General features: G+C 60.8%; 10 protein-coding genes. 7 read left to right on the forward strand and 3 right to left on the reverse strand.

From position 1 onward, the window contains the following. Positions 1–140 precede the first annotated feature (140 nt). From NTA49_RS15570 to NTA49_RS15595, 6 genes are all read left to right on the forward strand, one after another. Positions 141–863, forward strand: coding sequence for an ABC transporter permease (locus NTA49_RS15570; RefSeq protein ID WP_261368363.1), 723 nt, complete (start codon positions 141–143; stop codon positions 861–863). A 121-nt stretch (positions 864–984) separates the two neighbouring features. Next, entirely contained in the window at positions 985–2,319 is a 1,335-nt protein-coding gene (locus NTA49_RS15575; RefSeq protein WP_258295729.1) for a glutamine synthetase family protein, read from the forward strand. 66 nt (positions 2,320–2,385) lie between these two features. Beyond that, complete coding sequence (locus NTA49_RS15580; protein ID WP_258295730.1) at positions 2,386–3,066, forward strand: type 1 glutamine amidotransferase; 681 nt, start codon at positions 2,386–2,388, stop codon at positions 3,064–3,066. Beyond that, on the forward strand, positions 3,063–4,430 hold the full coding sequence (locus NTA49_RS15585; protein WP_258295731.1) for a glutamine synthetase family protein: 1,368 nt from the start codon (positions 3,063–3,065) through the stop codon (positions 4,428–4,430). The genes NTA49_RS15580 and NTA49_RS15585 overlap by 4 nt, the downstream gene beginning before the upstream one ends. 15 nt (positions 4,431–4,445) lie before the next feature. Further along, positions 4,446–5,747: an NAD(P)/FAD-dependent oxidoreductase gene (locus NTA49_RS15590; protein WP_258295732.1), complete on the forward strand. Its 1,302-nt coding sequence runs from the start codon at positions 4,446–4,448 to the stop codon at positions 5,745–5,747. 127 nt (positions 5,748–5,874) lie between these two features. Then, the gene (locus tag NTA49_RS15595; protein ID WP_258295733.1) at positions 5,875–7,062 is read left to right on the forward strand and encodes a DegT/DnrJ/EryC1/StrS family aminotransferase; all 1,188 of its coding nucleotides are present in this window, start codon (positions 5,875–5,877) and stop codon (positions 7,060–7,062) included. A gap of 79 nt (positions 7,063–7,141) precedes the next feature. Here the strand turns inward: NTA49_RS15595 and phaR are convergent, their stop codons facing one another. The 3 genes from phaR to NTA49_RS15610 form a co-directional block, all read right to left on the reverse strand. Next, on the reverse strand, positions 7,142–7,717 hold the full coding sequence (gene phaR / locus NTA49_RS15600; protein ID WP_258295734.1) for a polyhydroxyalkanoate synthesis repressor PhaR: 576 nt from the start codon (positions 7,715–7,717) through the stop codon (positions 7,142–7,144). A 198-nt stretch (positions 7,718–7,915) separates the two neighbouring features. Then, positions 7,916–8,359: a phasin family protein gene (locus tag NTA49_RS15605; protein WP_258295735.1), complete on the reverse strand. Its 444-nt coding sequence runs from the start codon at positions 8,357–8,359 to the stop codon at positions 7,916–7,918. Between the two features lie 142 nt (positions 8,360–8,501). Further along, the gene (locus NTA49_RS15610) at positions 8,502–10,307 is read right to left on the reverse strand and encodes a PHA/PHB synthase family protein (protein WP_258295736.1); all 1,806 of its coding nucleotides are present in this window, start codon (positions 10,305–10,307) and stop codon (positions 8,502–8,504) included. 128 nt (positions 10,308–10,435) lie between these two features. Between NTA49_RS15610 and phaZ the strand changes: the two genes are divergently transcribed. Beyond that, complete coding sequence (gene phaZ, locus NTA49_RS15615) at positions 10,436–11,764, forward strand: polyhydroxyalkanoate depolymerase (protein ID WP_258295737.1); 1,329 nt, start codon at positions 10,436–10,438, stop codon at positions 11,762–11,764. The last annotated feature ends 166 nt before the right edge of the window (positions 11,765–11,930 follow it).

Below are 11,930 nucleotides of genomic sequence, written 5' to 3' on the forward strand. Positions count from 1 at the left end.
CTCAGAAGCTGCAAAGAAAACACGAAAGGAGACGCAGCCATTGACCAAATCATGACCGCTGATAAACAATAAAGGGTGGGTCAAATCTCGGTGAAAATACCGGGTCAGTTCTCAATGAAAACCAACACTCTGACTTCACGCTGTGCGAACAGGTCACGCTGATCGGCTCGGGCATGATCTGGAACGTCTATTTCGGTGTCTGCGCCCTTTTGACGGGGTTTTTCTTCGCCACCGCTTTGGCCGTGGCCAAGGCATCACCGCGCTGGGGCATCCGCAAGCCTGCCGAATGGTTCATCTTCATCTTCCGCGGCTCGCCGCTGTTCATCCAGTTCTTCTTTGCCTACTTCCTGTTCTTGTCGCTCAAGAGCGTCTCGCCGGTCTTCACCAACTTCACCGCCGCTTGGCTGGGTGCGCTGATCGTGCTGTTTCTGAACACCGCCGCCTATTCCGCCGAGATCTTCTATGGCGCGCTGCAATCCATCCCCAAGGGTGACACCGAAGCCGCCGATGCCTATGGCATGTCGGGCTGGCCCCGCTTTCGCCGCATCGTCTGGCCCACGATGCTGCGGCTGGCATGGCCCGCCTATACCAATGAGGCGATCTTTCTGTTTCACGCCACCACACTGGTGTTCTTCAGCGGCTTTCCCGCGTGGCAGCAGCGCGGCGATGCGCTCTACTACGCCAGCTATTTCGCCGACAAGACGTTCAACCCCTTCGTGCCCTATCCGATCCTGGCAGGCTATTTCATCCTGCTGACGCTGGCGATTGTCGGCCTGTTCGGCATGGTCAACCGACGCCTGAACCGGCACCTGCCGTCGAACACCCGTCCCCGGCTGAAATTTCGGATGAACCTGATCCGCTGACCCCGGTGGAAAATTGATCAAAATCAGGTCTCTCGACGGCCCACGCAAACTTTTGATCAAATTTCGTGGACTTTGCCCCCTCGGCGGAGATATTGAGGTCTTGAATAATTCGAGAGACCTCATGGACAACTGGCTGACATCCAACCCCGACATCCGCGCGATCCGCGTCGCGGCATCCGATCTTAACGGACAACCACGCGGCAAACGCGTGCCCGTACGCTTCGCCGACAAGGTGATCGAAGACGGCACCCGCTTTCCGCTGTCGGTGATGAACCTTGATATCTGGGGCGAAGACATCGACGACAGCCCACTGGTGATGGAAAGCGGCGACCGCGACGGCGTTCTGAAACCGACAGAGCGTGGCTTTGTCCGGATGCCATGGCTGGACACACCCACAGGGCTGATGCCGATCTGGATGTTTCACGAAGACGGCCGCCCCTTCGAGGGCGATCCGCGTCATGCGCTGGCCGCCGTGCAGCACCGGTTTACCGAACTGGGCCTGACGCCCGTGGTCGCGGTCGAACTGGAGTTCTTTCTGATCGACGATTCCGGGCGCGATCTGCGCGTGCCCGCCTCGCCCCGCACCGGCAAGCGTCGTGTCGCGGGCGAAATCCTCAGCCTGCGCGCGCTCGACCAGTTCGACCAGTTCTTTACCGAGCTCTATGACGCCTGCGATTCGATGGACATCCCCGCCGACACCGCCATCTCCGAGGCCGGTCTGGGACAATTCGAGATCAACATGATGCACCAGCCTGACGCGTTGAAAGCGGCGGATGACGCGTGGTTGTTCAAGATGCTGGTCAAGGGCTTGGCGCGCAGACACGGTTTCGCCGCGTCGTTCATGGCCAAACCCTACGAAGACTACGCCGGATCGGGCCTGCACATGCACTTTTCCGTGCTGGACAAGGACGGCAAGAACATTTTCGACGACGGCACCGAACGAGGATCCGACGCGCTGCGCCATGCGGTTCAGGGGTGTCTTGCCGCGATGCCCGGCTCGACGTTGATCTTTGCGCCGCACCACAACAGCTTTGATCGGCTGGTGCCGGGTGCCCACGCGCCCACAGGCGTGGCCTGGGCCTATGAAAACCGGACCGCTGCGATCCGGGTGCCATCGGGGGCCCCCGCCGCGCGGCGGATCGAGCATCGTCAGGCAGGCGGCGACGTGAACCCCTATCTGTCGGTCGCCGCCGTCCTGGGGGCCGCGCTGAACGGGCTGGAAGACGCGATTGACCCGCCCGCGCCGATCACCGGCAACGGCTATGACCAGGATCTGCCGCAGGTTCCGACCGACTGGGTCAAGGCCATCGACGCCTTCGAATCCAGCCCAGAGATCGCGCGCATCTTTGCCCCCGGCCTGATCCGCAACTTTACCATGACCAAGCGCCAAGAGGCGAAATACATGGACGAGCTGAGCCCCGAGGAACGGGTCGAAGTCTATCTCGATACCGTATAAGCTGGAGACCAGGCGCAAGTCGCATCGGCGCGGCCTGCGCAAAAATTTGATCAAATCAGGTGACCCATGAAGATCGGCATTCTGCAAACCGGCCATGCCCCGGACGAAGTGCTCAAAGACCACGGCGACTATGACACGATGTTCCACCGCCTGCTTGGGGGCCACGATCTGGAGTTCGTGACCTTTCGCGTGGTCGACATGGAATTCCCCGACAGCATCCACGACGCCGACGGTTGGCTAATTACCGGATCGAAACACGGCTCGTACGAAGACCTGCCGTTCATCCCGCCGCTGGAAACGCTGATCCGCGAAATCCGCGCGGCCAATGTGCCGATGATCGGGGTCTGCTTCGGTCACCAGATCATCGCGCAGGCCCTGGGCGGCAAGGTGGTGAAATACGATCACGGATGGTCCGTGGGCCGCACCGAATACAGGCTGCACGGGGCCACGATGGCGCTGAACGCATGGCATCAGGATCAGGTGGTCGAACTGCCCCCCGGCGCCCGCATCGTCGGCGAAAGCGATTTCTGCGCCACTGCGGCGCTACTTTACGGTGACACGATCTGGACCATCCAGCCGCACCCCGAATTCAGCAGCAGCGTGATTGATGGGCTGATCCGCTTTCGTGGCAAGGGCGTGGTGCCCGACGATCAGTTGCAGGAGGCCGCGAGCCACCTGAACGAGGCGGACAACAGCAGCGACATCGGCACTTTCATGGCCGAGTTTTTCAAGAAAGAGAGAGCATGATGGCCGAGAACAACTGGCTGGAAGACCTCCCCGAAGCGGCGCAGGCCTATCTTGAGGGGCGGCGTCTGGACGAAGTCGAGTGCATCGTCTCGGACCTGCCCGGCATCGCGCGCGGCAAGGCGGTGCCCGCATCGAAATTCATGCGGCAGGAGTATTTCCACCTGCCCGACAGCATCTTTTTCCAGACGATCACCGGCGATTGGGGCGAAGCGGCAGGGGCCGACGGGTTCATTGAGCGTGACATGATCCTGCGCCCCGACATGGACACCGCCACCGCAGCCCCCTGGACGGGCGACTGGACGCTGCAGGTGATCCACGACGCTTATGACCGTGACGGTGTTCCGGTGCCGTTCAGCCCGCGCAACGTGCTGCGCCGTGTCGTGCAGCTCTATCGGGACAGGGGATGGGAGCCGGTGGTGGCCCCCGAAATGGAATTCTACCTGGTGGCGCGCAATATCGACCCCGCCAAGGAAATCGAGCCGATGATGGGCCGCTCGGGCCGTCCTGCCGCCGCGCGCCAAGCCTATTCGATGACAGCGGTGGACGAATTCGGCCCGGTGATCGACGACATCTATGACTTTGCCGAGGCCCAGGGTTTCGAGATCGACGGCATCACCCAGGAGGGTGGCGCGGGCCAGTTGGAGATCAACCTGCGCCACGGCGATCCGATCAAGCTGGCGGACGAGGTGTTCTATTTCAAACGTCTGATACGCGAGGCGGCATTGCGCCACGACTGTTTCGCCACCTTCATGGCCAAGCCTATCGCACAGGAGCCCGGATCGGCCATGCACATCCACCATTCGGTTCTGGATGTCAAAACCGGCGAGAACATCTTTTCCGACGCGGATGGCGCGGAGACGCCGCAATTCTATCACTTCATCGCGGGGCTTCAAAACCACATGCCCGACGCGCTGGCAGTGATGGCACCCTATGTGAACAGCTACCGCCGCTACGTGAAGGACCACGCAGCCCCGATCAACCTGGAATGGGGCCGCGACAACCGCACCACAGGCATTCGCGTGCCGCTGTCCTCGCCCGGATCGCGCCGGGTCGAGAACCGCATCGCAGGCATGGACTGCAACCCCTATCTGGGCATCGCCGCCTCGCTTGCCTGTGGGTATCTGGGTCTGGTCGAAGCGACGCAGCCAAAGCCCGAATTCAAGGGCGATGCCTATGAGGGCGATGGCGACATCCCCCGCGACATGGGGCAGGCGCTGGAAGGTTTCGATGCCGCCGACAAGTTGCAAGAGGTGCTGGGACCGGACTTTGGCCGGGTCTATTCCATCGTGAAACGGGCCGAATACGACGAATTTCTGCAGGTCATCAGCCCGTGGGAACGCGAACACCTGCTGCTGAACGCCTGAAAAAAGAGCCACACCTTGAACCTGCTTTATGCCAACGACGCCCTGGGGGCCTATCCCGACAGCTGGTACGCCGCCACGGCCAATCCCCTGCCCCCCTTCGCCCCGCTGAAGGGCGAGACCCGCGCGGACGTCTGCGTGGTTGGGGCAGGCTATACCGGTCTGTCAGCGGCGCTGCATCTGGCCGAGGCGGGGCGCGACGTGGTGCTGATCGACGCGCAGCGCGTGGGCTTTGGCGCGTCGGGGCGCAATGGCGGGCAATTGGGGTCGGGCCAGCGGGTCGAACAGCCAACGCTGGAAAAGATGCTGGGTATGGACGCCGCGCGCAAGCTGTGGGAACTGGGCGAGGATGCAAAGTACCTGGTCAAGGGCTTGATCGCCAAGCACGACATCGACTGCCACGTGAAACCCGGCGTCGCGTGGAGCGCATCGTCAAAATCCGATGTCGCCGACCTGCACGACTATGCTGCGCACATGGACCGCGTCTATGGCTACGAAATCGAAGCATATGACGCGGCGGGCTTTGCCGACATCTGCCCCTCGCCCGATTATCGCGGCGGCATTCTGGACCGGGGCGCCGCGCATCTGCATCCGCTGAACCTGGCGCTGGGTCTCGCGCGCGCCTGTCAAAACGCGGGCGTGCGGATCTACGAGGGCACACCGGCTGAACACATCGACCACGGCACCAAGGTCACGGTGCGCACCGACGCGGGCCACGTTGTGGCGGATCACGTGGTGCTGGCCTGCAACGGCTATCTCGGCGCGCTCGAGCACAAGACAGCGACGCGGGTCATGCCGATCAACAACTTTGTCGCGGCGACCGAACCGCTGGGCGATGGCGTGAAGGACGTGCTACGACAGGACGTGGCGGTGGCCGACGGGCGCTTTGTCGTCAACTATTTCCGGCTCAGCCATGATGGCCGCCTGCTGTTCGGCGGCGGCGAAAGCTATGGCTACAAGTTCCCTGCCGATATCGCGGCCAAGGTGCGCGGGCCGATGTCCATAATCTTTCCGCACCTCAAGAACGTCAAGATCGACTATGCTTGGGGCGGCACGCTGGGCATCACGATGAAACGCCTGCCCTATCTGGCGCGGATCGCGCCCAACGTGCTGTCGGCCTCGGGCTATTCGGGGCACGGGCTTGGCACCGCGACGCATGCAGGGCAGTTGATGGCCCTGGCGATCGAAGGGCAAAGCGACGGGTTCGATGCGATGGCCGCGATCCCCTCGACGCCTTTCCCCGGCGGCCCTGCGATGCGCGCGCCACTGCTGGCGCTGGCGATGTCGTGGTACGCGCTGCGCGACCGTCTGGGCGTCTGAACCGCTATTTCTGCATCTAGACAAATTTGCGCGGCACCGCCGAAATCTGGGGCTGTGTCACAAAACCGTTTCCTTTTTCGTTCAACTGTTTTACGAATTTGAAAACCGCAGTTAAGGAAACGCAAATATGTCCCTGCCAAACATGCACCACGCCGAGCCGATCCCCGACGCCGCCAAGGCTGAGATTGACCGGCTTTTGCAATCGGGCGACCTGTTTCGCTATACCTCAGCCACTGCTTCGCCCGTTACCCTGCTGGAAGCCGAGTTCGCGCAGATGATGGGCAGCAAATACGCACTGGCCGTGTCGTCCTGTTCTGCAGCACTGTTCCTGTCGCTGAAGGCGCTGGCGCTGCCGCGCGATGCGCGCGTGCTGATCCCCGGATTTACCTTTGCCGCTGTCCCCTCTGCCGTGCTGCACGCCGACTGCCTGCCGGTGCTCTGCGAGGTCGGCGACAACTACCGCATCGACATGGACGATTTTGCGGCCAAACTGCCGAATGTCAGCGCCGTGATCGTCAGCCACATGCGCGGCCACACGTCCGACATGGACGCGATCATGGGCCTGTGCGACGCCGCAGGCATCCCGGTGATCGAAGACGCGGCGCATTCGCTGGGCACGCTGTGGCATGGCCGCAAGATCGGCACGATCGGGCGCATCGGCTGTTTCTCGTTCCAGTCCTACAAGATGATCAACGCGGGCGAAGGCGGCATTCTGGTCACCGATGACGCCGATCTGGTGGCGCGCGCCGTGATCATGTCGGGCGCTTATGAGCATAATTGGACGAAGCACCCGGTTCTGCAGGAAGCTTTCGCCCAACATCAGAACACACTGCCGCTTTACAACCTGCGGATGGGCAACCTCAGCGCCGCCGTGATCCGCCCGCAACTGCCTGAACTCGCGCGCCGCGTGACCGACGGGCTGTCCGGCCATGACCATGTGGCGGCACAGTTGAACCGCAGTGCATGGATTGACGTGCCTGCCCCGCTGGCCCCCGAAACGCGCGCACCGGATTCCATCCAGTTCAACGTGCAGGGCGTAACCGACGCGCAGGTGCTGGATTTCGTCGCCGCCGCCAAGGCCGAGGGCGTTACCGTTCAGGTCTTTGGCCTGAGCAACGACAACGCGCGGGCGTTCTGGAACTGGCAGTTCATCCCCGACCTGCCCGAACTGCCGCAGACCCGCGCGATGCTGATGCGCGCTTGCGACGTGCGCCTGCCCGTGCACCTGACCCGCGCGGAACAAGACACCGTGGCGGACATCCTGCTGAGTGCCGCCGAAGCGAGCTTTGGCGAGACGCTGGCGTATGGTACCTGAGGTCACCATGTCCCCGGACATAAAAAAGGCGGCTCCCGAGAGGGGCCTCCTTTTCTAATTCAGGGGGGTGAAGCTGAACCTACTTCAGCTTCGACAACTTCGCCTGCAACTCGGCCAATTGCTTCTTGATCGCATCCAGGTCTTCGGCGGGCGTCTCTTCGGCGGTCTCTTCCGCCCCGTCCATCTGCGGTGTGGTCGACCAGTTCGTCGGGATGCCGCCGATACCGCCCGTCATCGCCTTGACGAAGGCCGCCTGCTGCGCCTGCATCGCCTCCAGCCCCGGCATCTTGGCAATCGGGTTCATCGCGCCCATGTTCTCCAGCATCCGGCTCTGGCCGCTGCGCAGCATCTCGAAGGACGCTTGCAGGAACTGCGGCACCACCGAAGCATCGCCGCCCATGTAGCTGCGCACCAAGTCGTTCAGCACATCCACAGGCAGAACGCTTTCGCCCCGGCTTTCGTGTTCGGCAATGATCTGCAACAGGTACTGCCGCGTCAGGTCGTCGCCGGATTTCAGATCGACGATCTGAACCTCGCGCCCGTCACGGATGAAGCCGGAAATATCTTCCAGCGTCACATAGTCGGACGTCTCTGTATTATAGAGCCTGCGGCTTGCGTAGCGCTTGATCAGCAATGGCTTGTCTTTGGTCGTCACAGAAAAATCCTCCCCAGACTACGTGCTGCAATGCAGCTTAGGGGTGCAAACCGAAAATGGAAAGGAATTCATCGCATTGCCCGTTCCACGCTTTATCAACTGCGCTGCAGGCATGAAAAAAGGGCAGGTTCCTTTCGGAACCCACCCTTGTCTGCCCGCGTATGACAGGGAGGAAATAACGCGGTCAAATCGTGCGAATTACTTCGCCGTGGCTTTTTTCACAGCCGCTTGCGCGTCTGTCGAAGCCTTTTTCATCGCGGTCTGAGCTTCTTCGCCCATGTCCTTGCCGACGGCCATCATCAGTTCGACGGTTTCCATCTGAACTTTCTTGGCGATCTCGGCGAATGCGGCCATGTTCTCGGCTGCGACTTCGGCAGAGGACGACGCGAAGTCGGTCATCGCCTTGGCGTAATCGGCAGGCTCGGTTTTCGCTTTCGACATGTCTGCCAGCTTGGCCAGAGTTTCCTTGGTCCATTTGTTGGACACTTCGGTGGATTTCTCGGCAGCTTCCAGCGCGACGCCGGACAGTTTTTCGTTCAGCGTGGTGGCGGATTTGAATGCGCCTTCCATCGAAGCGGTGTCGACGGGGAATGCGCCCATCATGTCTTTGAACATTGCGGTCATGTCTTGTGTCTTGGCCATGGTAGCGGTCCTTTCGGGTTGCTGTGCGGGGCAGCCCCGCGTTCTGCGTCTGACAGGAATATAGATGCTGCACCGCAGCATTGCAAGTAAAATGCCGCAGTGCAGCAAAAGAAAATTGACCTGGCGTAATTGTCGCGGGAAATCAGGTCTTTGGCTTGTTGGCCACATATGTACCCGGCGCATCGCACAAGGCGGGGTGCGATGCATCACCCGGTTGGCGCGCGGGAATCATCTTGCCCGACCGCTTTTTCAGCCAGGCGCCCCAGCGCGGCCACCACGACCCTTCGTGGAACTGCGCACCTTCGAGCCAGGTGGTGTGATCGCCGGACATGTCCGTATTGGTGTAGTGCCCATACTTCTTCTTGGACGGCGGATTGACGATGCCCGCGATGTGGCCCGATTGGGTCATCAGAAACGTCTTTTGCTTGGATCCCATCTGCTGCACGCCGCGAAAGCTGTCCTTCCACGGGGCGATGTGGTCGGTCTCGCAGGCCACGGCGCAGATCGGCAGATCCAGATCGCCCAGCGACAGCTTGTGGCCCAGCAACTCCATCTCGCCACGCGCCAGACGGTCGCCCTGACAGAGCCCCTTGAGGTATTGCAGCGCCATCTTTGCAGGCAGGTTGGTGCCGTCGCCGTTCCAGAACAAAAGATCGAAGGCGGGGGGCGTTTCGCCCATCATGTAGCTGCGGATTGCGGGCGCATAGACCAGATCGTTCGAACGCAGGAACGAAAACGTCCGCGCCATGATCACCGAAGGCAGCACGCCCTTGTGCTCGACCTCGGCGGCGATGCCGTCGATGAAATCATCGGTCAGGAAGGGCGCAAACTCGCCCTGATCGCTGAAATCGGTCAGCGCGGTAAAGAAAGTGGCGGATTTGATCGAGGTGTCGCCGCGCTGCTTCATGATCGAGAGAGTCATCGACAGCGTGGTGCCCGCGATGCAATAGCCGATCACGTTGACCTGCTTTTGTCCGGTGATCTTCTTCACCTCGTCCACGGCGGTCAGATAGCCTTCCTCGACGTACTCCTCCAACCCGACATCACGGTAGGAGGCATCGGGATTGACCCAGGACACGATGAACAGCGTATAGCCCTGATCGACGATCCACTTGACCAGCGAATTCTGCGCCTTGAGGTCGAGGATATAGAACTTGTTGATCCAGGGCGGAAAGATGATCAGCGGGGTCGCGAGAACCTCGTCGGTGCTGGGCGCGTATTGGATCACCTCCATCATGCGGTTGCGAAACACCACCTTGCCAGGGGAAGACGCAATGTTGGTGCCGATGTCGAATGCCTGCTCGTCCGCCAGCTTGACCACCAACTCGCCGTTGTTGTTCTCAAGATCCTTGATCAGGTTCTCAAGCCCGTTGATCAGGCTTTGCCCTTCGGTCGCCACGGCCTTTTCCAGCGCATCGGGGTTGGTGGCCAGAAAATTGGTCGGGCTCATCAGATCGACGATCTGACGGGTGAAATAGCCCAGACGCCGTTTCTCGGCGGGGTCCATGTCCTCGACATTGTCCACGGCCTGCATCAGCGCGGCGGAATTGATCTGGTACTGCTGTTTGACGAAATTGAAATAGGGGTGGTGGTTCCACATCGGATTGGCAAAGCGGCGATCCGCCGGGCCGGTGTCTTCGGGCGCGGACAATCCGTGCTGCGTCAGCGCCTTTTGCGCCTCGACGAAATGCGCCATGGTTTTCGACCAATAGCCCATCTGCTGCTCGATCAGCTTGGCCGGATTGTGCACTGCATCCTGCCAATATGCGGTCGCGGCCTTGCCGAACAGTTCTTGATTCGGGCCATCTAACGCAGCGTTATGTGTGCTGCGGTGCGTCATCACGTGGGTCAGCCGTTCGCGCAGTTCTTCAACCTTGGCAAGGTTTTCCGTCAATTTGTCGATGGTTTCGACCGAGAGTTCACCAGATCCTGTGTCTTTTGTTGTCATAGTGGAACGAACCTCGTACTTTGCAGTTGCAGCATTATATAGTATCGTAACCTTGATTAACGTCGCCGACTTCGGGGAGGCATGCGACGATTGCGCCGGGCACACCCGGCAGAAACAGGAGACCCGAGATGCGTTACATGGCCACCTACGATCTGATGGAGACAATCAGAACGACGAATCAATGGCTTGGCGCCTCGGCCCTTGCGATGGGATCATACCCTGCCTTCTCCATGATCCCAAACCCCGCGTTCGGATGGATGCGGGCCTGGGGTGAGGTTACAGAGCGTAGTTTTCAGCGCATGGTCGTCAAACCCGACTGGGACATTCCCCACTTCACGGCCAAGGACGGCAAGGACCACATCGTGACCATCTCGAAGGTGGTCGAGGATGATTTCGGCGATCTGCTGCACTTCGAAGTGCCGGGCCGCGACGAGGAAAAACCGACCGTTCTGCTGGTTGCCCCCATGTCGGGCCACTACGCCACGTTGCTGCGCAAGACCGTGATTTCGCTGCTGCCCGACTGTGACGTCTACATCACCGACTGGCACAATGCGCGCGATATCCCCGTCAGCGCGGGCAAGTTCGATATCGAGGATTACACACTCTACCTTGTGAACTTCATGAAGCACTTGGGGCCGGACACGCATGTGATCGCGGTTTGCCAGCCTGCGCCACTGACACTGGCCGCCACCGCCTATCTGGCCGAGGAAGAGCCCGCGGCACAGCCCCGCAGCCTGACCCTGATCGGTGGTCCGATTGATCCCGGTGCTGCCGCCACTGAAGTCACCGACTTTGGCCATTCCGTCACGATGGGCCAGTTGGAAAAATCCATGATCCAACGCGTCGGGTTCAAATATCCGGGCGTCGGTCGTCAGGTCTATCCTGGCCTGCTGCAGCTGTCTTCGTTCATCTCGATGAACGGTGAAAAGCACGCCAAGGCGTTCAACGACCAGATCGCGCGCGCCGCACGTGGCGAGGCATCGGACCATGACAAGCACAACGAGTTCTACGACGAGTATCTGGCCGTCATGGACATGACCGCCGAATTCTACCTGTCGACGGTCGAGCGTATCTTTCAGAACCATGAGATCGCCAAGAACGAATTCGTGGTCGCGGGCCGCAAGGTCGATTTTGGCAAGATCACGACAGTCGCCGTCAAGACCGTCGAAGGCGGTGAGGACGACATTACCGCCCCCGGTCAGTGCATCGCGGCGCTGGACCTGTGCACCGGTCTGCCCGACACGAAAAAGGCCAGCCACGTGGAGCCGCACGCGGGCCACTACGGCATCTTCGCAGGCAGCAGCTGGCGCAACAACATCCGCCCCATGGTGCTGGAGTTCATCAGCAAGAACAGTCAGGGCGCTGCACCGTCCAAGGGTGCCGCGAACACCTCGCAAAAGCCCGACGCAGCCCCCGCGCCGCTGCGCAAGAACGGCTCGACCGACGTTCCGGTCTGAACCGCAGACATCCCGTCGCGAGACACTGAAAGCGCCTCTCCCCCCGTGGAGGGCGCTTTTTTTCGTTGAGAACCTGTCGTTTTTGTTGATCTTGTCGTTTTTGTGCTAACTTGCAGGTCACGATCTGAACGCGATGACCGTGTTCGAAGTGGCCCCGGCAAGATGA

Source organism: Pseudosulfitobacter koreensis, assembly GCF_024733015.1.
GTDB classification, from domain to species: domain Bacteria; phylum Pseudomonadota; class Alphaproteobacteria; order Rhodobacterales; family Rhodobacteraceae; genus Pseudosulfitobacter; species Pseudosulfitobacter koreensis.

What these genes read in the sequence shown, in the direction of transcription:
- NTA49_RS15575 (WP_258295729.1), top strand. Translation starts at nt 985, where the DNA reads ATGGACAACTGGCTGACATCCAACCCCGACATCCGCGCGATCCGCGTC.
- NTA49_RS15580 (WP_258295730.1), top strand. Translation starts at nt 2,386, where the DNA reads ATGAAGATCGGCATTCTGCAAACCGGCCATGCCCCGGACGAAGTGCTC.
- NTA49_RS15585 (WP_258295731.1), top strand. Translation starts at nt 3,063, where the DNA reads ATGATGGCCGAGAACAACTGGCTGGAAGACCTCCCCGAAGCGGCGCAG.
- NTA49_RS15595 (WP_258295733.1), top strand. Translation starts at nt 5,875, where the DNA reads ATGTCCCTGCCAAACATGCACCACGCCGAGCCGATCCCCGACGCCGCC.
- NTA49_RS15605 (WP_258295735.1), bottom strand. Translation starts at nt 8,359, where the DNA reads ATGGCCAAGACACAAGACATGACCGCAATGTTCAAAGACATGATGGGC.
- NTA49_RS15610 (WP_258295736.1), bottom strand. Translation starts at nt 10,307, where the DNA reads ATGACAACAAAAGACACAGGATCTGGTGAACTCTCGGTCGAAACCATC.
- phaZ (WP_258295737.1), top strand. Translation starts at nt 10,436, where the DNA reads ATGCGTTACATGGCCACCTACGATCTGATGGAGACAATCAGAACGACG.